A 22,055-nucleotide genomic window follows, 5' to 3' on the forward strand; every position below is an offset into this window, starting at 1 on the left:
TTAAGACTTCTTCCAGAGGCTTTCAATCGCTTCCAGAGTCTTGCCCTTGGTTTCCGGCACGAACTTCCACACGAAAAGCGCAGCCAGGACCGAGCACCCGGCGTAGACATAGTAGTTCAGACCGTGATTGAAGATGGCATTGATCGCCGTGTCGCCATCCACCACCTTGAAGGAGGCCGTGACAATGTAGTTGGAGATCCACTGCGCCGCGACGGCGACCGCCATGGCCGGCCCCTTGATCGAGTTCGGGAACATTTCCGACAGCAGCACCCAGACGACGGGCCCCCACGACAGGGCGAAGCCGGCGATATAGAAGATCGCGGCATAAAGCAGCGCCGTGCCTTCGGTATGGGTCTGGAAGAAATACCCCAGCAGGGCCATGGAGATCGCCATCATGATGGCGCCCAGGATCAGCAGCGGCTTGCGGCCCCAGCGGTCGACGGTCACGGTGGCCACCAGGGTGAACAGAACATTGGCCGCGCCGACGATGACGGTTTGCAGCAGCGCCGTGTCCGTGCCGGAGCCCATGTTCTTGAACATCAGCGGTGCATAGTACAGCACGGCGTTGATGCCGACAAACTGCTGGAAGACCGACAACAGCACACCTACCACGATCACGCCGGCGCCGAACGAGAACAGCTTGCCCGAATGTTCGGACAGGCTGGCCTTGATTTCAGCCAGGGTGTCCTTGGCGACCTCGGGGCCATCGAGCGAAGTCAGCAGTTTCATGGCCTTTTCCTCACGGCCCTTCATGACGTACCAGCGCGGGGTATCCGGCATGAAGAAGGCAGCCAGGAAGAACAGGGCGGCGGGAATGGCGCAGGAAGCCAGCATGTGGCGCCAGCCGGTGGCCAGCACCCAGGCGTCATCGCCCATTTCGCCGATCTTCAGGTTGACGAAATAGACCAGCAGCATGCCGCCGACGATGGCGATCTGCTGGAAGGTGACCAGCAGGCCGCGCTGACTGGCCGGGGCGATTTCCGCGATGTAGAGCGGTGAGATCAGCGAAGCCATGCCAATGGCGCAGCCGCCGAGGAAGCGGTAGATCATGAAGGGCGTCAGCGCGTCAGGCCCCATGCCGCCGATTTGGCCGATACCGAATTCCGGATAGCCGGCCAGAATCGACGAGATGAAGAACAGGACGGCGGCAATCATCATGCCCGAACGGCGGCCGATGGCAGTGGCCAGCGGACCGGCGATCAGCGAGCCCAGGAAGCAGCCCCACAGGGCGATACCGACGGCATTGCCGGTCATGGCGTTACGCGCCAGTTCGCTCAGCTCGGTGCGCGGCTGGACAAAATTGTGATCGATGGCTTCGACCGCGCCGGAAATGACGGCGGTGTCGTAACCGAACAGAAGACCGCCCAGCGCCGCGCCGATGGCGAGCCCCATGACCAGTCCCATGTTCACGGACTTTGTTGTTGAGGACATACCCCTTAATCTCCCTAGCAGGCGGACACAGTGCCCGCGTTCCCTACTTGATCGCGCCTTTTCATCCGGATCTGATTGCCCGTTTTCTTCCCTGACGCTTGCGCCGGACCATAATTCAAAAGCCTGCGCACGCAAAGCGAAACCATAGAAAAGGGCGATATTTTCCAGCCGTTTAGCCGAATTTTCGCCAAGTTCGCGGCCAGATTGTTATCGCTAACAAAAATGATGGCAATGACGCATCGCACCATTGCCATCTTCGTCTCAGTGGTTATGCCGGGGCATGGTCTCGGCGATCTTCTTGTATTTCAACGCCGGTTCCATCACCGCGCCGGTGTGCAATTGCGATACCGTAGCGCGGTAGATTTCCTGCCAGGGTGTCTGGCTTTCCGGCACCGGCGGCAAACCGTCCTTTTTGCGTGTTTCGATAACATCTGCGTCAACCAGCATGTCGCAGGTGCCCTTATTGAGGTCGATGCGGATGATGTCGCCTGTGCGCAGCCAGGCCAGACCGCCGCCGACCGCCGATTCGGGCGAGGCATTGAGGATGGACGGACTGTCCGAGGTGCCCGACTGGCGGCCGTCACCCAGGGTCGGGAGCGAGGTTATGCCCCGTTTCAGCAGCGCATCGGGCGGCTGCATATTGACGACCTCGGCCGAGCCCGGCCAGCCGACCGGACCGGAGCCACGGATCACCAGTATGGTGCGCTCGTCTATGCCCAGCGCCGGATCGTTCAGCCGGTTGTGATAGTCGGTCGAGCCGTCGAAAACGACCGCCTTGCATTCGAAGACGTTCTCGTTGCCGGGTTCGCTTAAGTAACGCTGGCGGAACTCGTCAGAGATCACCGAGGTCTTCATGATGGCGTAGTCGAACAGGTTGCCCTTCAGCACCATAAAGCCGGCGCGTTCCATCATCGGATTGGCGATGGTGCGGATCATCTCGCGATCCTTGCTGTTGCGGCCGGTATTATTGTCCGCGATGGTCTTGCCGGTGATGGTGGCAGCCTTGCCATCGACCAGGCCGGCATCAAGCAGTTCCGCCAGGATGGCCGGCACGCCACCGGCACGATGGAAGCGTTCGCCGAGATACTTGCCCGAGGGCTGCATGTTGAGGATCAGCGGGATATCGTGCGCCTTCATCCAGTCGGCGTCGGTGATCTCTACCCCGGCGTGACGCGCCATGGCCGTGATGTGCGGCTGAGCATTGGTCGAGCCGCCGATGGCCGCCACGGCCGCGATGGCGTTGGTGAAGGAGGCCTTGGTCAGGATCTTCGACGGCTTGAGGTCCTCATAGGCCATCTCGACGATGCGCACGCCGGTCTCATAGGCCATCTGGCCGCGTTCGCGATAGGGCGCCGGAATAGCCGAACAGCCAGGTAACGACAGCCCCATGACTTCGGCTACGGCGTTCATGGTCGAGGCCGTGCCCATGGTGTTGCAGTGGCCGGCCGAAGGCGCCGAGGCGCAGGCCATGTCAATGAATTCTTCCTCGGTGATTTCGCCGGCGCCGAGCTTGCGGCGGGCGCGCCAGATGACCGTGCCGGAACCGACCAGATCGCCTTCATGCCAGCCATCGAGCATAGGCCCGCCCGAAAGCACGATGGCCGGGATATCGACCGCCGTGGCGGCCATGATGCCGGCCGGCGTGGTCTTGTCGCAGCCTGTGGTCAGGACCACGGCATCGATCGGATAGCCGTGCAGGATCTCGATCAGGGTCATCATCGACAGGTTGCGGTCGATGGCCGCGGTGGGGCGGCGGCAGTTCTCGAAGATCGGATGGACCGGGAACTCGATGCAGATGCCGCCGGCGTCGCGGATGCCTTCGCGGGTACGCTTGGCCAGGTCCATATGGATGCGGTTGCACGGCGACAGGTCGCTGCCGGACTGGGCGATGCCGATAATCGGCCGGCCCGAGCGCAGTTCCTGCGGCGTGATGCCGTAGTTCATGAAGCGCTCAAGGTAGAGCGCCGCCATATCGATATGGCCGGGGGCCTCGAACCATTCCTGCGAGCGGAAACGGCCATTGGCAGTGGCGGGAATACGTTTAGACATGCGCAATCTCATTCTGGGGCTGGCCCGCGATATCGCTCTGGAAAGTGAACAGGCCGCCGGCCAGCGGCTGGGCCTTGAGGTCTTCGTTGCTTAAGCCCTTGGCGGCCGTGGTGGCATAGATGGTCTTCAGGTCCGGGCCGCCGAAAGCGATCTTGGTGACATTGGAGACGGGGAACCTGACACGACGGATCAGGCGGCCATCCGGTGCATAACAGTTGACGCCCCAGCCGAAGAACAGCGCGTTCCAGACATTGCCGGCGCTGTCGACCACCGGCCCGTCCATATAGCCGTCGCCGTGTTCGCCGTGGCGTTCGAAATCGCCGGCATAGCAGACGGGGCTTGCGACATCCGGCAAGGCATCCTGATCGAGTTGAGCGAAGATGCGCTTGTTGGACAACTGCCCTTCCGGGCTGAGATCGAAGGCGTAGATGATCTTTTTCAGGGTGTCATTGTGATAGAGGGTCTTGCCATCGGGCGAAACCGCCGGGCCGTTGGTGATGACGTAGTCGTCATCCATCGCCTTCAGGCCGCGCGCATCGTAACGATAGAGCCTGCCGGTCGGGCGTTCTTCGTCATCGTCCATGGAACCGAACCACAGGCGCCCCTGCGCGTCGACATAGCCGTCGTTGAGGCGGTTGGTCGGCAGGCCGGGCTCGACATGGGTCAGGAAGGTGAAGGCACCGGAGACAGGATCGAAATCATAGAGCCCGGTCTTGCAGCCGACGATAAAGCCGCCGTGCTTTTTGGGGGCGATGAAGCCGCTGGGGCTCGGTGCATGATAAGTCTGGTGCCCGCCGGTGCGGACATCGTAGCGATGGACGTGCTGTGACTTGATATCGACAAACCAGACGGCATGGTCCCTTGCCGACCACACCGGCCCCTCGCCGAGCGTGGCCTTCAGGTCCCAGATACAGGCGGGCTGGAAAAGATCGGTCATATGCGTCTCTTTAAAAGTAAGAAACTCCGCCATCCCACTACGCCAAGGCTACGTGGGACAAGCCACTAAAGTACGGCTTGCCGCCCGAAGCTTTAGCGAAGGGTGGTCCCCCTCCCCGACACGTCGGGGAGGTACAAAAGAAAAGCTTCGCGCCTTAGCTTACCGCCAGCCGGCGTCGATCCAGTAGCCATGGCCGGTGCAGAGCGCGGCGTCGTCCGAGGCCAGGAACAGGGCCAGGGCGGCAACGTTGTCCGGCACGATACGGCCCGGCAGGCACTGCGCTTCCACGATCTGGCGCTCGCCTTCCGGCGTATACCATTTCTCCTGGCGCTTGGTTTTCACATTGCCGGGAATGATGGTGGTGACGCGGATATCGTCCGGGCCCAGCTCGCGGGCCAGGGCACGGGTAAAGCCCTCGATCGCCGCCTTGGCGGTTTCGTAAAGCACCAGGTCCGGCAGGCCGAGATGCCACGAGATCGAACCGAAATTGATGATGGCGCCGCCGCCGGCCGCCTTCATGCCCGGCGCCACAGCGCGGGTACACATGGCCATGTGCTTGAGATTGACGGCGATATTGGCGTCGAAAAATTCCGAGGTCACTTCCGACAGCGAATGGCGGTCGTCACGCGCAGCGTTGTTCAGCAGAATATGCACCGGCCCGTCGCTGAGGATACCGGCCAGGGTCTTTTCCAGGGCCGGCGTATCGGTCAGGTCGCACTTGTGGAAGACCGGCGCATTATCGCCCGGCAAGGTAGCGCTCACATCATCGACCAGATCGATGAAATGCACGATGGCGCCCTGACGGACAAAGCCGGTGACGAGCCCCGCACCGATGCCGGAACCGCCGCCGGTGATCAACACCTTGCGGCCCTTGAGGCTGGGATAGATGGCAGACGGCGCGGGGGTAGTCATATGGGATTACTCACTTGTGCAGGCGGTCTCTTCTCAGGACGCTTTTTTATGGGTGTGTTCGGTATTACGGGCCTTGAGCAGGCCACGGTCGGCAAGGTTTTGCATCAGGTCGGCGATGCCGAAGGTCCATTCGCGGGCGTCCTTCGAGGTGGTGACGCGGTTTTCCAGCATGCCCAGCTTGGCCGTGGAGACCTTGACCACATCGCCCACCTTGTGGGTGAAGCCGCGGCCCGGCGTATCGCGGTCCTGGGTCGGGGCGAACAGGGTGCCGAGCATCAGCACGAAGCCGTCCGGATAGTGATGCTCGCTCATCGCCTGGGCGATCAGGTCGAGCGGATCGCGGCTGATCTCGCTCATGGTCGAGCGGCCGACCAGCTCGTAGCCTTCCGGCCCATCGATCTTCAGGTCGAGCACGGCCGAACGCACGTCATCGATGGTGAAGCTGTCGTCGAACATACGGATGAAGGGACCGAGCGCGCAGGAGGCGTTATTGTCCTTCGCCTTGCCGAGCAGCAGGGCCGAGCGGCCTTCGAAGCAGCGCAGATTGACGTCGTTGCCGAGCGTGGCCCCCACGGCGCGACCTTCCGGCGTCACGACCATGACGACTTCCGGTTCCGGGTTATTCCAAGTCGAATCCGATCGCACGCCGACCTCATCGCCCCAGCCGACGCTGGACAGCACCGGCGACTTGGTGAAGACCTCGGCGTCCGGGCCGATGGCGACTTCGAGATATTGCGACCACAGGCCATCGGCAATCAGCGCCGCCTTCAGCTTGGCCGAGGCTTCCGTGCCCGGCTTGACCGAGCGGATATCACCGCCGACGCGTTCCGCCAGATCGTTGCGGATGGCCTGCGCCTTGTCGGCATCGCCACGGGCGCGTTCTTCGATCACACGCTCGACCGCCGAGACGGCGAAGGTGACGCCGGCGGCCTTGACGCATTGCAGATCGATCGGTGAGAGCAGCTGGCTGCCGGTACGATGGGCCGCGGCGCCATCGGCCGCCCAGCTTTTGGAAAATTCGAAATCCTCGAAACCACCGAACGGCAGGCCGCCTTCGGGTACGCCGGCTTCGGGCCAGGCCTTCAGCAGTTGTGAAACCGTAGGCGCGATCGGCGACATGTCGAACACTTCGCCGTTCTTTATCATGATCGGCGTGGGACCTTCGGCGGTCTGGATGCGACCGACCAGGGTGGCGCTGCGCCAGTCATCAGGCAGGAAATCAGGCATTTGTATTTAAGTCCTTCAATGCTTGGGCGGATAGCTTATCCGCGTTTTCTCTACCCGTTTGCAGCTGTTATACCCCTTGGCAGGTCACAGCCCGTTTGTTAGCGCTACCAATCCGGCAGGCGCGCCTTTCTGTCAAGCGGAAAGATGACATTTCCGCCAATAAATATCGTTTTATATATGCTTTCAAGCGTTCGGCTTGCCCGCCGCATCCAGGACCGCCGAAGACTGGCGTTCGATCAGCGAGAAATCGCGCACCTCGCGCACCGCCTCGAACGGCCGCCCGGCGCGGTAGCCCTTGATCTGGTCGAGCAGCAACCGCACGGAAAGCCCTGCCATGTCGGAAATCGGCTGGCGCACCGTCGTCAGTTCCGGCCAGACGCTGGAGGCCATAGCCGTGTCGTCGAAGCCCACCACGGTCAGCTTTTCCGGCACTTCCAGGCCCAAACGATGGGCGGAAGCTACGGCGCCGGCGGCCATGTCGTCATTGGAGGCGAAGATAGCCGTGGGCCGCACCTTTTGGCTCAGCATCCGCTCGGCGGCATCGAAGCCGGAACGGTAGGTGAAATAGCCCTGCGCCACATGGCCGGGATCGATGGTCAGACCCGCTTTTTCCATCGCCGCCGCGAAACCGTCATAGCGGATCTGGCTGGCATAGGCGTTGGGCTGTCCCTTGATGAAACCGATGTCGCGGTGCCCCAGCTCGATCAGGCGTCGTGTCATGGCGGCGGCGGCCTTGAAATCATCGATGGTGACGCAGGAGACATTCGGATCGGGCCGGGCCATGGCGACGCCGACGAAAGGCATCTTCATGTCCTGCAGGATCTTGGCGACACGGGTGGAATCGCTGAGCGGCGGCGACAGGATGACGCCATCGCAACCGGCCGATTTCATCTTCTCCAGCGCGGTGGTGGCGCCCTCCGGCCCCTCACAGGATTCGATCAGCAATTGCGCGCCGCTCTGCGAGCTTTCGGACAGGATGCCCAGCAGGAACTCGCTCAGGAAAGCCACGGAGGGGTTGGAATAGAGCAGGCCGATGCGGGCGGAATCCTGCGTCGCCAACGAGCGCGCCGCCAGGTTGGGCGAATAGTTCAGCGCCTCGACCGAGGCCATCACCTTGGCGCGGGTTTCCTCGCGCACGTTCTTCTCGCCATTGATGACACGCGACACCGTCATGGGGGAGACGCCGACATGGCGCGCTACATCATGAATGGTGACGATATTGCCCCCTCGCCTGCCGACCTTGCGCGCCAAACCCTGTACCCCGTTTTCATTCCCGTTACAGCGAATCTATAGGCTGCAATCGCTTACTTGGCAAATCCTGGGGGCAAATCCTGAAGCAAACCCACACAGCAGGGTGATGCCGAACGGCGTTTTTACACCTGAAAGCGATTTGACAAAAGAAAACCCCGATGCAGAAAACACTTGAAAAAGGTATGATAATTTGACGCTATGCGACTGGCCGCCGGCAAGAGCGCGCCATACCCATAATATGTTGAGGGGAAACCAATGCGGTCCCATATCCGCCGTCTCATCGCCCTGGCCGCGACCACAGGCCTGCTGACCATCCTGCCTTTCGCTGTCCATGCGCAAACGACACCACAGTTCGCCCATATCTTCGGCGATCATGCCGTGCTGCAGCGCGACCAGCCGGTCACTGTCTGGGGCACCGCCACGCCGAACGCGTCACTGACTATCGCCGTCAACGGCCAGACCGCCACCGCCACCACCGGTGCCGATGGCAAGTGGAAGACCACCCTGCCCGCCCTGACAGCGGGCGGCCCCTATGCCCTCACTGTTTCCGACGGCCAGGCCACCACCACCCTGAACGATATCCTGATCGGCGATGTCTATCTCTGCTCCGGCCAGTCCAACATGGAATTTCCGGCGCGGCTCTCGACCGGCGCCTGGGGCGAGATCAGCGCCTCAGCCAACCCGAACCTGCGCTTCGTCAATATCGAGAGGGACAGCTCCGCCGCGCCGCGCGAAGACCTGAAGACAGTACCCGCCTGGCAGGTGGCCGGTCCCAACACCACCGGTGACGCCTCGGCCGTCTGCTATTACATGAGCAAGGCCCTGCAGAAAGAACACAAGGTGCCGGTCGGCTTTATCGCCAGCGACTGGGGCGGCACCACCATCCAGGGCTGGATCAGCCCGGCCTCCTTACGTACCCTGCCCGCCTATACTGCCGGTGTCGACGCCGTGGCTCAGTATGGCGCGGCGCCGGACAAGGCGCAGGCGGACCACGCGAAAGCGCAGGAAACCTGGTGGGACGCCCATGACAAATCCGCCAAGGCGCAGCGCGCCTGGATTTCGCCGGCTTTTAACGATTCTGCCTGGTCTCATCTGAAAGCGACCAGCGGCTGGAAGGACAGCGATGCCGCCGACCTCAAGGCCTTCGAAGGCGTGGTCTGGCTGCGCACCCGCGTGACGCTGACCGCCGAGCAGGCCGCCAGGGCCAATGAACTGACCCTGGGCCCGGTCGATACCTTCGACACCACCTGGATCAACGGTCAGTGGGTCGGCAGCGGCGGCATTAACTGGGTGTGGCGCGATTACAAGGTGCCGGCCGGCGTTTTCAAAACGGGCGAGAACGTCATCGTACTGCGGGTACTCGGCAGTAACGGCCTGACCGGCACGCCTGACATGCGCTTCGTTAAAACCAGTGACGGCCAGGCCATTCCGCTCTCCACCGACTGGACCTACAAGACCGGCATGGCGGCGAAAGGCCTCACCATCCCCGCAGCCCCCTGGGATGTGCCGTCGAGCCTCAATACCCTCTATAACGGCATGATCGCCCCGCTGGCGCCCTATACGGTCAAGGCCGCGGCCTGGTATCAGGGCGAATCCAATGCCGATGCCGCCGCCGAATACCGCACCCTGCTGCCGATGCTGATGGCTGACTGGCGCAAGGCCTTTGCCGCGCCCGACCTGCCCGTACTGATCATGCAGCTTTCGACCTATGGCTCAACCTCGACTGCACCCGGCGTCTCGCACTGGGCGGAACTGCGCGAGGCCCAGCGCCTGACCGTCGATGCCGATCCGCACGCCGCCCTGATCGTCAGCTATGATTTCGGCGACCGCAGCGATATTCACCCGACGCAGAAGAACATTATCGGGCTGCGCGCGGCCCGGGCGGTCGATCATCTCGCCTTCGGACAGGCGGTCGCCCCGACCGGACCGGAAGCCATTTCGGTGACGCGCTCCGGCGCCGATCTGGTGGTCAATTTCCGTTATGCCGAAACCGGCCTGAAGACTTACAGTTCCGATACCGCCATCGGGTTTGAGGTGTGCGACAAACCCGATAGCTGCCGATACACAACTGCCATAGTCAAGGGCAGTACGATTGTCCTCCCCGGCGCCAACACAGCCCACGCTTTCAGAGTGCGCTACGCCTGGTCCGACGCCCCCTTCACCAATCTCTACAGCGGCGATGATCTGCCCGCCCTGCCATTCCAAATGGAACCGCCCGATGAAACTGAATAGACGCCACCTTCTGGCTACCGCGACCGGCGCCGCCTTTGTCGCACCCGTCGCTGCCGAAGCCACCGCAAAGCCCGTCTTCAAAGGCTCCTGGGAATCGCTGGCCGAAAGCTATCAGACGCCGGAATGGTTCCGTGACGCCAAACTCGGCATCTGGGCGCACTGGGGCCCTCAATGCGTGCCCGAATGGGGTGACTGGTACGGCCGTCAGATGTACCAGCAGGGCAATCCCTATTACGAGCACCATGTCCAGACCTACGGCCATCCGGCCCAGTTCGGCTTTATGGAGTTCATCGGCCAGTGGAAGGTCGATCAGTGGGACCCGGATCGTCTGATCGGGCTCTACAAGGCGGCCGGCGCGAAATACTTCGTCTCGCTGGCCAATCACCACGACAATTTCGATATGTTCGATTCCAAATACCAGAGCTGGAACGCCACAAAGCTCGGCCCGAAGCGCGATGTGGTCGGCACCTGGGCCAAGGCCGCGCGCGCGCAGGGACTGAAATTCGGCGTCTCCAACCACGGCGCCCATGCCTGGCACTGGTGGGCGACCGCCTTCGGTTATGATGGCGAAGGTCCGGCGCGTGGCCTGCGCTACGATGCCTTCCGTGTGAAGAAGGAAGACGGCAAGGGCAAGTGGTGGGAGGGTTACGACCCGCATGAACTCTATGTCGGCCCCGAAGGCGATCTGGTGCCGCCCGATGGCATCACCAGCATCAAGGACATGCAGGCTTACAACGACAGCCATTCCGGCCAGTGGCCGGAAACCGTGCCGCCGGGCGATCCGTACTTTGTGAAGAAATGGGCGCTGCGCCAGCAGGATCTGGTCGACAAGTACCAGCCCGATCTCGTCTATTTCGACAACACCACCCTGCCGCTGGAACAGGCCGGCCTCGACGCCACCGCCTATTACTACAATGCCAGTTACAAGTGGCACGGCAAGCTGGAGGTGGTCGCCACCGGCAAGCGCCTGAACGACCTGCAGCGCAAGGCGATCACCGAGGATGTCGAACGCGGCTATTCAGACCAACTGCGCGAAATCCCATGGCAGACCTGTACCTGCATCGGCAACTGGCACTATGACCGCCCGCTCTATGAACGCAACGGTTACAAGACGGCGAAAGATGTCATCCAGCGCCTGGCCGACGTCGTATCGAAAAACGGCAACATGCTGCTGAGCATTCCGGTGCGCGGCAATGGCTCGATCGATGAGAAGGAAGAGAAGATCCTGGCCGACATGGCCGCCTGGATGGCGGTCAATGGCGAGGCCATCTTCGCCACCCGTCCATGGGATATCTTCGGCGAAGGCCCCTTCGCGCCGCCTTCGGCCGGTGACATGGATGAAAACAAGGCCAAGCCTTTCAGCCACGAGGATATTCGCTTCACCACCAAGGCCGGCGCCTTGTATGCCCTGGTGCAGGAGTGGCCGGAAAACGGCTTTGTGCAGGTCTATTCGATGGCCGAGGGATCTCAGCAACGCAAGGGCACGATCGAAAAGGTCGAACTGCTGGGCTATGCCGAGCCGCTGAAATTCGAGCTGGGCATGGATGGTCTGAGCGTGAAGCTGCCGGATGCAAAACCGACCTTTACGCCGGTGCTCAAAATTACAGGTTCTGGTTTGATTTAACTTTCTCCTCCTCTGCGATAGCGGGGAGGAGAAGAAACAAAAAACCCCGCGATCGGTGATCGCGGGGTTTCTATTGAAAGCCGGGAAGCTTACTGCGCGGTATAGACCGGCTTGCCATCGGCCTGGACCGCGGACCATTGCTGGCGGACCATCGCCTTGACCGAGTCCGGCATCGGCACATAGTCGAGCGAACCGGCAGCCGTATCGCCATTCTTGTAGGCCCAGTCGAAGAACTTCAGCACGGCAGCGCCCTTGGCGGCATCGGTCTGGGTCTTGTGAACGAGGATGAAGGTGGCGCCGGTCAGCGGCCAGGCATCGGCGCCCGGCTGGTCAAGCAGCAGGATATAGTTGCCGGCGGCCTTGGCCCAGTCGGCGCTCGAAGCGGCGGCCGAGAAGGCGGCGGCGGCAGGTTGCGGGAAATTACCGGCCTTGTTCTTCACCAGGGCATAGGTGCCGCCGTTCTTCTTGGCGTAGGCGTATTCGACATAGCCGATCGAGCCCACGGTCTGCTTGACGAAGGCGGCGACGCCGTCATTGCCCTTGCCGCCCATGCCCGCCGGCCATTCCACCGTGTCCGAGGCCCCGACCTTCGACGCCCATTCCGGCGACTGCGAGGCCAGGTAGGTGGTATAGAGGAAGGAGGTGCCGGAGCCATCCGAGCGGTGGACCACGGTGATCGGCAGGGCCGGCAGCTTGAGATCAGGATTCAGGGCGGTGATCGCCGGATCGTTCCAGGTGGTGACCTTGCCGAGGAAGATATCGGCCAGCAGCGGGCCGCTCAGCTTCAGCTTGCCGGGCTCGACGCCTGTCAGGTTGACCAGGGGCACGATGCCGCCCATGACCGCCGGGAACTGGTAGAGGCCGTTCTTGTCCAGCTCTTCCGGCTTCAGCGGCTTGTCGCTGGCGCCAAAATCGACCGTGCCGGCCTCGATCTGCTTGATGCCACCGCCGGAACCGATGGCCTGATAATTCAGCGCCGTGCCGGTTTCGGTCTTGTAGGTCTCGGCCCAGGCCGAATAGAGCGGGGCCGGGAAGGTGGCGCCAGCGCCATTGATACCACCTGTCGCGGCCGGGGCGGACGCGTCGCCGGCGGGCTTTGACGGGCTGCAGGCAGCCAGCGCCAGGGCGGCGAATGTGAGGGCGAGAACCGACTTGAACATGGTGACCTCCAGTATTGGGCACGAGATATTTTCAACCGGAATCCACTAAGGACTGCAATTGTGACAGCTGGGCCAATACAGTATAAAAGCGTGGTTCGCAATTTGCGTTCGACACATAAGAAAACGATAAGGGGGAGCGCGTGTTCCATAAGGTTGTCATCGCCAGCCTGGCGGCTCTGGTGCTCGTTCAGTGTTCACCTAAGCCCGCCGAGGCGCCCGCATCGGCTTCGGCCGCGCCAAGGCCGCTCGATTTCAGCTACGATATCGCTCTGCACGTCAAGCCCGAAGCCGCCGCGAAGGCCAAAACCCTGACCGTTTCGGCTATGTATTACGGCCTGCCTGTGCCGGAGACCATGCACCTGGCCAATGCCGGCGGGGCCATCGAGTTCAATACCGATACGGTCGAGGTCGAGGCAAAGGACCAGACGGTGCATATGACCGGCAACGGTATGCCGAAGGACCGCGTCAAGGACATCAATACCGGCTCGCCGCTGGTGCAGATCACGGTCAAGGACAAGGCGGGGCGGATCAGCTGCAGTGTCTTCCAGGACTATGTGAAGACCGCTCAGGAAAAGCCCGTTGGCATCTGGTGCGGCTAAACGTCCAGCAGGGTAATATGGCGCAGCAGGGCCATCAGGGTGACGCGCAGTTTCGCATCGGCCCGGCCCTGTAAATCCGTGCCTATCTGTTCCGGCAGCCAGTGACGCTGGAAGGCGGTGACGATGGTCGCCGTCTCGTCGTCATAGGGGCCGCCAGCCAGGATATTATAGCCCAGCTTGCCCAGAGCCGATTGCAGCGAGAAGACTCCCAGACCGATATCGCCACCGCCCAGCGGCGGCCCCATAACGCCCTCTGGCGGTAACTCCGGCGTCACCCACAGGCCGTGGCCATGCGCCGCCAGTTCCGCCCACGGAAAGCGTTCGCCTGGGTCTTCCTTGCGGGCCGGCGCCACATCGGAATGGCCCAGTATGCGCGAATCCGGAATATCCCAGCGCTCGCGAATGCCATCCAGCAGGCCGATCACGGCGTCGATCTGGACCGGCGGAAAGTCACGATAGCCGAACTCATGTCCCGGATTGACGATCTCGATACCGATCGCGCAGCCATTGATATCGGTCTCGCCCTTCCAGAAGCTGACACCGGCGTGCCAGGCCCGGCGCTCTTCCGGCACCAGACGGAAAATCCGCCCGTCTGTCTCGACCATGTAATGCGCGGAAACCTTGGCGTCCGGGTCGCACATCCGCGCCAGGGCCGCCTCACCGCTCTGCATGCCGGTATAGTGCAGCACCACCATGTCCGGCGGGCCCTTGCGTTCATTGAAATTGGGAGACGGCGTTTCGATCATGTGCCGGTCTTAACGGCAATCCGATGATGGGCCAAATAAAAAACGCCGCCATCGAGCGATAGCGGCGCTTCAAATCTCTTCGGGCGAAAGCCTTAATAGACGGTCCAGGTTGAACCGTTTTTGCGGGCCTCGTAGACGCCCTTGCCATCCTCGGCATGGATGCGCACCTTGGCGGGCTTGCGCGTCAGGAAGGCTGTCAGCCCCATGACACCGACCACAGCCGCGCCGATCATCGCCACCGAGGCCGCGAACAGGGCCAGAACCGCAAGGCCGGCCACAACTGCCAGACCTATCAACGTCATCATCAGGCTGCTCAACAGGCGGGCAATCATGTTCTTACGGCGAACCTCACCCCAGGGTTTGTAGGCAGAACGGACAAAGGACGCATCACGCTTGGTCATCAGTATAACCTCTTAACACCGAGACAATACACGTCTCTTAACAGCAAAGATTGGCACGAATAAGTCTCACGTCAACCTCTGTAAGGGTTTTGTGACGAAAATATCCGCTCCAAAACCAGTTTTCATACTGCTTTGCAGCATAAAAAGATCGCAAATTTCGTTACTTAGGCGAGCAGTGCCCGCTCCTTCACAATCTGGTCATAAGCCGAGTTGATCAGGGCAGTCTTCTTTGTATAGAGCGCCTCGAAGTCCACCGGCAGGCCGCGCGCCCGTATGCGGTCCGGATGGAAATCGGTGAGGCGCGCCTTGCGGGCCAGGCGGATTTCGTCATCCGAAGCATCCGGCAGCAGGCCCAGAATATGGTAGGGATCGTCCTCGCCCAAAGGCACATAGCCAGCCCGGATGCGGCGATAAGCGGTCTTCTGAATGCCAAAAAGCCCGGCCACGGTTTCCAGATAGGTCTCTTCCTGATGGCTGAGATGACCATCCGATATGGCTATATGGAACAACCCTTCCAGCACATCCTCCAGGATTTGCGGGCAGGACGCATAGCGCTTGGCCAGGCGGGTGGCATAGGATTCGAAACCGAGACTGGTCTGGCGCGCCAGGTCATAGAGGCGCATGACATCGCGCATCGCCTTGTCATCGGGCTGGAAGACATGCAGGAACGCCGTCTGCTCGACCTCATGAGCCAGGCCATCGGCCATGGCAAGCTTGGCGCCCAGCGCCGTCACCGCCGTGGCGAAGGCCGGATCGGCGCCCGGCGGCCCCTTCGGGCACTCCGTGCATTCGGCGGCATCAAACCTACGCACCGCCAGCTGGGCCAGATTTTTCCAGAACGACATCATTACCTGCGTACTTATGGAAGCTGATCTTAGCGGAAATACGGCGGAGTGTGTGCTTAAGTTTCTGTAAGACTCGCAAAAAAACATACCTAATGGCGATTTTATGCCTTACTTGCTGTATAGGTTAGCCTTCAGGCAGAAGACATGTGCGTTTTTGCCGCACGCTCTTCAGTGTTCTGATCACCTTTACCGTCCCTTTCCGGAGCCTCCTTTGCGCCTGCTGAGATCGTCCGCCCTTATTCTGACCCTCTGTGCCCTTGCCGGCGCGTCCGTCCTGCCAGCGCAGGCCGCGACTGCGAAGAAGCGCCCCGTAACCGCAAAGAATGTAACCGCAAAGAATGTGGCCGCGAAGAAGGTGGCAGTCCCGGCCAATAACCCCGCCGTCACCGGCCGCAATGCCGATGGCAGCCTGCATGCCCCGACGCTGGAAGACGCCCCGAAGGACGATTTCCTGCGCGTGGCCTGGTGCCATGGTGTACTCTCCGGCAACATGGAAATGGCCGAGCTGGTCGATTCCGTCATGCCGGTCGACGACCAGATCCAGACGATCGGCATGTCCTACCTGCGCGCCTATGAGGCCGCGCTCACCCTTTCCGGCAAGGGCAAGGACGAGGCCCAGCACAAAAAGGCCGAGGACGCCCGCGATTACGGTTACAATGAATGGTCCGCCGCCCGCGAGGCGCCGACCAAGGAAGCCGCCATGGCCTATGCCAACTGGCAGCTGCCGGGCGATTGCGAACATGCCGCCGTCCGCCTCTCCGGCCATCCGAACCTGTTCGCCGAAATGGCCACCGAGGACGAACTGGACGCCATCGCCCTGGCGCTGAATTCCGGTGGGCCGCACGATTACAATGAAAAGCCGAAGCCGGTCCTGACCGCCGCCACCGCGCCGGTCAATGGCGACGGCCCTCTGGCCACCAATACCCTGGCCAGCCGCGCCACGGCCTCGCGCGCCCTTCCCTCGGTGCCGCAAACCGCCGATGCCACGGCCACCGATGCGGAAACCACCTATTCCACTCAGCAGCCGCTCAATCCGAACCATGTCGAAAAGCGTTCCTGGTCGGAAGGCCTGGGCTATCGTCTGGGCTGGACCAATGTGCCTAAGAAGAAGACAGAGGCGCCGGCTTCTTAAGCATTTGACATTACTGCCTGCATCACAGGCTGTGTTATATTTTACAATGACAGACTCTCCCGGCGGGCGAAAACAGTTCGCCGCATAAGGGAATAGGCTCGCATCATGCGTGTTTCACGTTGACCGCACTGCGGTAATGCACCTAGTCTTACGAAATTACAGTTCGAATCGCATTCTTTCCCGCAGGGCTATCTCATGGACGTTTTCCCGTCCGTGGCCGCAGACGCGGCCGCGACTATTGCCACCGATATGGACAGGCACGGCTATGGGGTCGTGGAGAACTGTATTCCTTCCGATCTGCTCTCCGGTCTGCGCCAGTTCATTGAAGACAGGGTACAAAAGAACGGCGGAGAATATATCGCCTTTTCAGCCGCGGAACTGGCCGGCACACTGCTCCAGGAACTGAGCCGTTCGGCCAATTTCCAGCAGGTTTGCCGCCAGCTTTACGAGTCCGGCACCCGCAAGCCGGCACCGCCCGTCTCCTTCTATAACATCCTGCGCTGCCTGGCTGGCCAGACCGGCGAGCAGAATGCCTATTTCTTTCATTACGATTCCTACGTCCTGACCATTCTGGTGCCCATTCTGATCCCCACCGAGGGCCAGCCGGGCGACCTGATCATGTTCCCCAATACGCGCCCCCTCAGGAAGACTTATTTCGGCAATCTGATCGACAAGTTCTTCCTGGATAATCGCCTGATGCAGACCCACCTGCGCAAGGGTGTCCTGTCGGGCGGGCTAAAGCCGGAAAAGATCCGCATGACTCCCGGAAACGTCTATTTCTTCTGGGGCTACCGATCGGTTCATGCCAATGAATCCTGCGATCCGGACAAGATTCGCGCAACGGCGCTCTATCATTATGTCGACCCGCATTCCGACAGCTGGCTGCGCAACACCCTGCTTTCCTTACGTGGCCGCAAGCCGCAGATGTCCCAGCCGGTGGCCGTGGCTCAACCCGCCTGATCAGGGCACGTAGTTGAGGATAGGGCTGAGCCAGCGCTCGGCCTCATCGACCGCCCAGCCCTTGCGGCGGGCATAGTCCGCCACCTGGTCTTTCTCGATCTTGCCGACGCCGAAATAGTGCGCCTTCGGGTGAGCGAAATACATGCCCGAAACCGAGGCCGGCGGCGTCATGGCCAGGCTTTCCGTCAGTTCCATGCCGGTGCGCGCACGGGCGTCGAGCAGGTCGAACAGGGTCCATTTTTCGGTATGGTCCGGCTGGGCGGGATAGCCCGGCGCCGGACGGATGCCAGTGTATTTTTCGGCAATCAGCTCCTCGACCGACAGCTTCTCATCCGGCGCATAGCCCCACAGTTCGCGACGGACGCGGGCATGCAGCGCCTCGGCGAAGGCCTCGGCCAGGCGGTCGGCCAGGGCGGTCGAAAGGATGGCGTTATAGTCGTCGCCCTTGGCCTTGAAAGCCTTGGCAATTTCCATCTCCCCATGGCCGGCGGTGACGGCAAAGCCGCCGATCCAGTCCGGTGTGCCTTTCGGGGCAATAAAGTCTGACAGGGCGGTATTGGACTGGCCCTCACGGGTCTTCTTCATCTGCTGGCGCAGGGTCTGGAAGCGCGCAATAACCTTCGAGCGCGTCTCGTCTTCATAAACCTCGATATCGTCGTCTTCGGTGGCATTGGCCGGCCAGAAGCCGATCGTGCCGCGCGCCTCGAACCACTTCTCTTCAAGGATCTTCGCCAGCATTTCGCGGGCGTCCTTGTAGAGACTGGTGGCCGCCTCACCGACAATCTCATCCTCCAGAATGGCCGGAAACTTGCCAGCCAGCTCCCAGGTGGCAAAGAAGGGCGTCCAGTCGATATGATCGGCCAGATCGTGCAGATCATAGGGCGAGAAGGTCTTCAGGCCGAGGAAGGACGGCGCCACCGGCGGCTCGGCGGCGAAGTCGATTTTGAATTTGTTGGCCCGCGCCTCTTCAAGCGAGGACCGCGGCTGTGAATTGCCGCGACCATAGGCCAGGCGCACCTTCTCGTAATCGGCCTTGGTCTCAGTCTTGAATGTGTCCCTGTCGTCACCCAGCAGGTTCGACACCACCCCCACAGCCCGCGAGGCATCGAGCACATAGACCACCTGATTATTGGCGTAACCCGGCTCGATCTTGACCGCCGTGTGCGTCTTGGAAGTCGTCGCCCCGCCGATCAGCAACGGCATATCGAAGCCCTGACGCTGCATCTCGCGCGCCACAAACACCATCTCGTCCAGCGACGGCGTAATCAGGCCTGACAGACCGATCATATCGACATTGTGCGCCCTGGCCTCTGCCAGGATGCGATCCGCCGGCACCATGACGCCTAGGTCGATGACCTCGTAATTATTACATTGCAGCACGACGCCGACGATGTTCTTGCCGATATCGTGGACATCGCCCTTGACGGTGGCCATCAGCACCTTGCCGGCCGCCTTGTGCTCGCCGCCCTCCTTCTCGGCCTCCATGAAGGGCATCAGATAGGCCACCGACTGCTTCATGACGCGTGCCGACTTCACCACCTGCGGCAGGAACATCTTGCCGGCGCCGAACAGGTCGCCGACCACGTTCATGCCGGCCATCAGTGGCCCTTCGATGACGTGCAGCGGCCGGGCAGAGGCCAGACGCGCCTCCTCGGTATCGGCATCGATAAATTCGGTAATGCCATGGACCAGGGCGTGTTTCAGGCGCTCCTCGACCGTGCCTTCGCGCCAGGCCAGATTAACCTGCTGGACCTGCCCCTTCTCGCCCTTGTATTTCGGGGCGAGATCAACGAGGTATTCGGTATTGCTGACATTGTGGCGCTGCGGCCGATTGAGGATCACATCTTCGACCGCCTGACGCAATTCAGCGTCGATATCGTCATAGACCGGCAGGTCGCCGGCATTGACGATGCCCATATCCATGCCCGCCTTGATGGCGTGATAGAGGAAGACGCTGTGGATCGCCCGGCGTACCGGCTCATTGCCGCGGAAGGAGAAGGAGACGTTCGACACGCCCCCGGATACCCGCGCGTAAGGCAGGGTCTGCTTGATGGCGCGGGTGCCTTCGATGAAGTCGACGGCATAGTTGTTGTGCTCGTCAATGCCGGTCGCCACGGCGAAAATGTTCGGATCGAAGATGATATCTTCCGGCGGGAAACCGACCTCATCGACCAGCACGCGATAGGCCTTCGTGCAGATCTCTATCTTGCGTGCGGCGGTATCGGCCTGGCCGACCTCATCGAAGGCCATGACCACGACTGCGGCGCCATAGCGCATGCAGGCGCGCGCCTGTTCCTTGAACTTGTCGAGGCCCTCCTTCATCGAGATCGAATTAACGATGGCCTTGCCCTGTACGCATTTCAGCCCGGCTTCGATGACTTCCCACTTGGATGAGTCAATCATCACCGGCACGCGGGCGATATCCGGCTCGGCCGCCATCAGGTTCAGGAAGGTGCGCATGGCCACTTCAGAATCGAGCAGTCCCTCGTCCATATTGACGTCGATGATCTGTGCCCCGGCCTCGACCTGCTGGCGCGCCACGGCCAGGGCTTCGGTATAGTTGCCCTCGACGATCAGCTTCTTGAACTTGGCGGAACCGGTGACATTGGTGCGTTCGCCGATATTGATAAAGGTAGGAGTCATTAGTTCACTAGACGTATGGATTTTATAAGAAGAAACAATGCGCCCGTTTCACTGGGCGGACGATAAGCGCCCACAGCATTCAGGATACGCACGGCTACGGCGGTCAATTTCCATCCTAATTGGTTCAGATCAGTATCCGTGACATAGCCACTTATCAATTCCAGAATGCCATGCGTCTCTCCGAAACTCACAACCTCTTCCATATCGGCAACAACATGATCCGGCCAGTGATCATTGGCCCATGCCCACAACCAATCCTTGGAACCAATTGTGCCGACGACCTGAATGTCGGCCATGACCTTGACCACACCATCTTGTGAAAATGTCAAACGGCCTGCATCAACATCATAGTCATAACGAGGCCAGGTATTAAGCCCATAATCAGCTTCCAACCGATCTTGTTTGTCCATCAACTGATGAAAAGCTTCATGCTTCCACTCATGATACCAATCAGGTGCTGACTTCTCTTCGGCCATCAGCCCGCCAAAGCTTTCTCAATGGCGGCAATAATGCCTGCCCATTCACTGTAGGAACCGCTGTCGAGATAGAGTTCCCGGATTTCGGAATCGCCGGTGCTGATGCGCTTCACAGCGGATCTGGCCAGGCCCGGCAGGTCTTCGGGCATGGCCCCCATATCGCCGACGATCATGTAATAGTCCTGAGCCGACACGTCGCTCTTGCCGATGGCCACCGTCACCAGGGCGGCGGCAGCATAGGCCCGCGCCCCTTCGGCCAGCTCGACATAGTCCTCGTGCGCGAACACGTCCTTGAAGACATCGCGCAGCACATCCCATGACGGTTCGGCCTCCAGCTCCATCATGAAGTCGGCGGCGTCATCATTATCGAACGGACCGCTGGACCAGACGCCCATCTACTTCCCCGCACGCCTGACTGCCAATTCAACCTGACCATTGAGGAAATCGATAAAGTCGATCCCCTGTGCCTTCAGCGACTTCGGATAGAGCGAGGCCTTGGTCAAACCAGGCAGGGTGTTGGTTTCCAGATAGACCGGTCCCCCATTAACTTTCGCGTCCGAAATAATGAAGTCAGAGCGCGAATAACCCCGGCAGCTCATCGCCTTGTGGGCCTTGATCGCCAGGCGCTGCAGTTCGGCATTGATGGCGGGATCGAAACGCGCCGGGCAGATTTCCTGCGTTGTCGATTTCAGGTACTTACCAGCATAATCGAAGGCGCCATCGCCCGGCACGATCTCGACCGGCGGCAGGGCGATAACCGAGCCATCGGCCTGCTCCAGCACGCCACAGGTCGCTTCCGGCCCGGTGATGAAGGGCTCGATCAGATAGGCCATGCTGGCGGACTCGCGCTTCACGGCGGCGATATCCTGCGAGGAATTGACGTAGATCAGGCCGTAGGACGAGCCCTCCTGCGCCGGCTTGGCGATCAGGCGGCCATAGTGGGCCAGCGCCTCATCGGCCTCTTCCAGCGTCACGCTCGACGGCGAATGCACACCGGCCAGGCCGGCGAACAGCTTGGCCGCCGTCTTGTCGAACGCCAGATGCGAAGCGGCCGAGCCGGAGCCGGTAAAGGGCACGCCCCGCGCCTCGGCCAGGACCTGAAACTGGCCGTTTTCCGCCGTGCCGCCGTGCAGGCCCAGCACCAGCACACGATCTTCGGCGGCCGCGGCGTCGAGCGCCTCGGCCACGCTGCCGAGGGTGGCGCCATCGGCCTTGAACGGCACCTCGAACGGCTTTTCATGGCCCAGCAGGCAGGCCTGCGAAGTCACATGCACCGTGCCGTCGAGATCCCAGAACCACAGGTCGGCTTGCGGCAAGGCCTGAGTCAGGGCTTGGGCACTGGCGACAGAAACAAGGCGTTCGCGGCTGGTGCCGCCGAAAAGGATGGTGGTCTGCATTGCGGTCTCAAAAATCGTAATATGCCGTTCTCT

At 61.2% G+C, this 22,055-nt stretch carries 19 protein-coding genes; 5 read left to right on the forward strand and 14 right to left on the reverse strand.

Annotated features, from left to right (window positions below):
- From QM647_RS01095 to QM647_RS01120, 6 genes are all read right to left on the reverse strand, one after another.
- Positions 1-1,431, reverse strand: a complete 1,431-nt coding sequence (locus tag QM647_RS01095; RefSeq protein ID WP_414993620.1) for a sugar porter family MFS transporter — start codon at positions 1,429-1,431, stop codon at positions 1-3.
- Positions 1,432-1,692: 261 nt separating this feature from the next.
- The gene (locus QM647_RS01100; protein WP_414993621.1) at positions 1,693-3,480 is read right to left on the reverse strand and encodes an IlvD/Edd family dehydratase; all 1,788 of its coding nucleotides are present in this window, start codon (positions 3,478-3,480) and stop codon (positions 1,693-1,695) included.
- The gene (locus QM647_RS01105) at positions 3,473-4,417 is read right to left on the reverse strand and encodes an SMP-30/gluconolactonase/LRE family protein (protein WP_414993622.1); all 945 of its coding nucleotides are present in this window, start codon (positions 4,415-4,417) and stop codon (positions 3,473-3,475) included. Before QM647_RS01105 ends, QM647_RS01100 begins: the two co-directional genes overlap by 8 nt.
- Positions 4,418-4,576: 159 nt before the next feature.
- Positions 4,577-5,329: an SDR family NAD(P)-dependent oxidoreductase gene (locus QM647_RS01110; RefSeq protein ID WP_414993623.1), complete on the reverse strand. Its 753-nt coding sequence runs from the start codon at positions 5,327-5,329 to the stop codon at positions 4,577-4,579.
- A 33-nt stretch (positions 5,330-5,362) separates the two neighbouring features.
- Entirely contained in the window at positions 5,363-6,562 is a 1,200-nt protein-coding gene (locus QM647_RS01115) for a fumarylacetoacetate hydrolase family protein (protein ID WP_414994548.1), read from the reverse strand.
- Positions 6,563-6,739: 177 nt separating this feature from the next.
- Positions 6,740-7,807 carry a LacI family DNA-binding transcriptional regulator gene (locus QM647_RS01120; RefSeq protein WP_414993624.1) on the reverse strand — a complete coding sequence of 356 codons (1,068 nt, stop codon included), beginning with the start codon at positions 7,805-7,807 and terminating at the stop codon, positions 6,740-6,742.
- Between the two features lie 255 nt (positions 7,808-8,062).
- Here QM647_RS01120 and QM647_RS01125 point away from each other — a divergent pair, with 255 nt between their 5' ends.
- Positions 8,063-10,039 carry a sialate O-acetylesterase gene (locus QM647_RS01125; RefSeq protein WP_414993625.1) on the forward strand — a complete coding sequence of 659 codons (1,977 nt, stop codon included), beginning with the start codon at positions 8,063-8,065 and terminating at the stop codon, positions 10,037-10,039.
- Positions 10,026-11,663: an alpha-L-fucosidase gene (locus QM647_RS01130; RefSeq protein WP_414993626.1), complete on the forward strand. Its 1,638-nt coding sequence runs from the start codon at positions 10,026-10,028 to the stop codon at positions 11,661-11,663. Before QM647_RS01125 ends, QM647_RS01130 begins: the two co-directional genes overlap by 14 nt.
- Before the next feature lie 89 nt (positions 11,664-11,752).
- Here the strand turns inward: QM647_RS01130 and pstS are convergent, their stop codons facing one another.
- Positions 11,753-12,823: a phosphate ABC transporter substrate-binding protein PstS gene (gene pstS / locus QM647_RS01135; protein ID WP_414993627.1), complete on the reverse strand. Its 1,071-nt coding sequence runs from the start codon at positions 12,821-12,823 to the stop codon at positions 11,753-11,755.
- A gap of 140 nt (positions 12,824-12,963) precedes the next feature.
- Here pstS and QM647_RS01140 point away from each other — a divergent pair, with 140 nt between their 5' ends.
- Positions 12,964-13,422: a hypothetical protein gene (locus QM647_RS01140; protein WP_414993628.1), complete on the forward strand. Its 459-nt coding sequence runs from the start codon at positions 12,964-12,966 to the stop codon at positions 13,420-13,422.
- Here QM647_RS01140 and QM647_RS01145 read toward each other — a convergent pair.
- From QM647_RS01145 to QM647_RS01155, 3 genes are all read right to left on the reverse strand, one after another.
- Positions 13,419-14,168, reverse strand: a complete 750-nt coding sequence (locus QM647_RS01145; protein WP_414993629.1) for an N-acetylmuramoyl-L-alanine amidase — start codon at positions 14,166-14,168, stop codon at positions 13,419-13,421. The two genes, QM647_RS01140 and QM647_RS01145, sit on opposite strands and share 4 nt — an antisense overlap.
- Positions 14,169-14,260: 92 nt before the next feature.
- Positions 14,261-14,569 (reverse strand): hypothetical protein, encoded by a 309-nt coding sequence (locus QM647_RS01150; RefSeq protein WP_414993630.1) that lies wholly within the window; start codon positions 14,567-14,569, stop codon positions 14,261-14,263.
- 164 nt (positions 14,570-14,733) lie between these two features.
- Entirely contained in the window at positions 14,734-15,414 is a 681-nt protein-coding gene (locus tag QM647_RS01155; protein WP_414993631.1) for a TerB family tellurite resistance protein, read from the reverse strand.
- 211 nt (positions 15,415-15,625) lie between these two features.
- On the opposite strand from QM647_RS01155, the gene QM647_RS01160 reads away from it, so the two are divergent.
- The gene (locus QM647_RS01160; protein ID WP_414993632.1) at positions 15,626-16,546 is read left to right on the forward strand and encodes a hypothetical protein; all 921 of its coding nucleotides are present in this window, start codon (positions 15,626-15,628) and stop codon (positions 16,544-16,546) included.
- A gap of 195 nt (positions 16,547-16,741) precedes the next feature.
- Positions 16,742-17,506, forward strand: coding sequence for a hypothetical protein (locus tag QM647_RS01165; protein WP_414993633.1), 765 nt, complete (start codon positions 16,742-16,744; stop codon positions 17,504-17,506).
- Here the strand turns inward: QM647_RS01165 and metH are convergent, their stop codons facing one another.
- Genes metH through QM647_RS01185 form a run of 4 tightly spaced genes read right to left on the reverse strand, consistent with a single transcriptional unit; the run spans position 17,507 to position 22,022 of the window.
- On the reverse strand, positions 17,507-20,149 hold the full coding sequence (gene metH, locus QM647_RS01170) for a methionine synthase (RefSeq protein WP_414993634.1): 2,643 nt from the start codon (positions 20,147-20,149) through the stop codon (positions 17,507-17,509).
- Positions 20,149-20,625 (reverse strand): DUF6882 domain-containing protein, encoded by a 477-nt coding sequence (locus tag QM647_RS01175; RefSeq protein ID WP_414993635.1) that lies wholly within the window; start codon positions 20,623-20,625, stop codon positions 20,149-20,151. Before QM647_RS01175 ends, metH begins: the two co-directional genes overlap by 1 nt.
- Positions 20,625-21,020 (reverse strand): DUF4259 domain-containing protein, encoded by a 396-nt coding sequence (locus QM647_RS01180; protein ID WP_414993636.1) that lies wholly within the window; start codon positions 21,018-21,020, stop codon positions 20,625-20,627. Before QM647_RS01180 ends, QM647_RS01175 begins: the two co-directional genes overlap by 1 nt.
- Positions 21,021-22,022 carry a D-alanine--D-alanine ligase family protein gene (locus tag QM647_RS01185; RefSeq protein ID WP_414993637.1) on the reverse strand — a complete coding sequence of 334 codons (1,002 nt, stop codon included), beginning with the start codon at positions 22,020-22,022 and terminating at the stop codon, positions 21,021-21,023. It lies immediately after the preceding gene.
- Between the last annotated feature and the right edge of the window lie 33 nt (positions 22,023-22,055).

The organism is Asticcacaulis sp., assembly GCF_047605585.1.
GTDB lineage: Bacteria > Pseudomonadota > Alphaproteobacteria > Caulobacterales > Caulobacteraceae > Asticcacaulis.

Coding starts and splice junctions, on each gene's coding strand:
- QM647_RS01130 (WP_414993626.1), top strand. CDS start 10,026: ATGAAACTGAATAGACGCCACCTTCTGGCTACCGCGACCGGCGCCGCC.
- QM647_RS01165 (WP_414993633.1), top strand. CDS start 16,742: ATGGACGTTTTCCCGTCCGTGGCCGCAGACGCGGCCGCGACTATTGCC.
- pstS (WP_414993627.1), bottom strand. CDS start 12,823: ATGTTCAAGTCGGTTCTCGCCCTCACATTCGCCGCCCTGGCGCTGGCT.
- QM647_RS01175 (WP_414993635.1), bottom strand. CDS start 20,625: ATGGCCGAAGAGAAGTCAGCACCTGATTGGTATCATGAGTGGAAGCAT.
- QM647_RS01155 (WP_414993631.1), bottom strand. CDS start 15,414: ATGTCGTTCTGGAAAAATCTGGCCCAGCTGGCGGTGCGTAGGTTTGAT.
- metH (WP_414993634.1), bottom strand. CDS start 20,149: ATGACTCCTACCTTTATCAATATCGGCGAACGCACCAATGTCACCGGT.
- QM647_RS01185 (WP_414993637.1), bottom strand. CDS start 22,022: ATGCAGACCACCATCCTTTTCGGCGGCACCAGCCGCGAACGCCTTGTT.
- QM647_RS01095 (WP_414993620.1), bottom strand. CDS start 1,431: ATGTCCTCAACAACAAAGTCCGTGAACATGGGACTGGTCATGGGGCTC.
- QM647_RS01105 (WP_414993622.1), bottom strand. CDS start 4,417: ATGACCGATCTTTTCCAGCCCGCCTGTATCTGGGACCTGAAGGCCACG.
- QM647_RS01110 (WP_414993623.1), bottom strand. CDS start 5,329: ATGACTACCCCCGCGCCGTCTGCCATCTATCCCAGCCTCAAGGGCCGC.
- QM647_RS01145 (WP_414993629.1), bottom strand. CDS start 14,168: ATGATCGAAACGCCGTCTCCCAATTTCAATGAACGCAAGGGCCCGCCG.
- QM647_RS01125 (WP_414993625.1), top strand. CDS start 8,063: ATGCGGTCCCATATCCGCCGTCTCATCGCCCTGGCCGCGACCACAGGC.
- QM647_RS01150 (WP_414993630.1), bottom strand. CDS start 14,569: ATGACCAAGCGTGATGCGTCCTTTGTCCGTTCTGCCTACAAACCCTGG.
- QM647_RS01100 (WP_414993621.1), bottom strand. CDS start 3,480: ATGTCTAAACGTATTCCCGCCACTGCCAATGGCCGTTTCCGCTCGCAG.
- QM647_RS01180 (WP_414993636.1), bottom strand. CDS start 21,020: ATGGGCGTCTGGTCCAGCGGTCCGTTCGATAATGATGACGCCGCCGAC.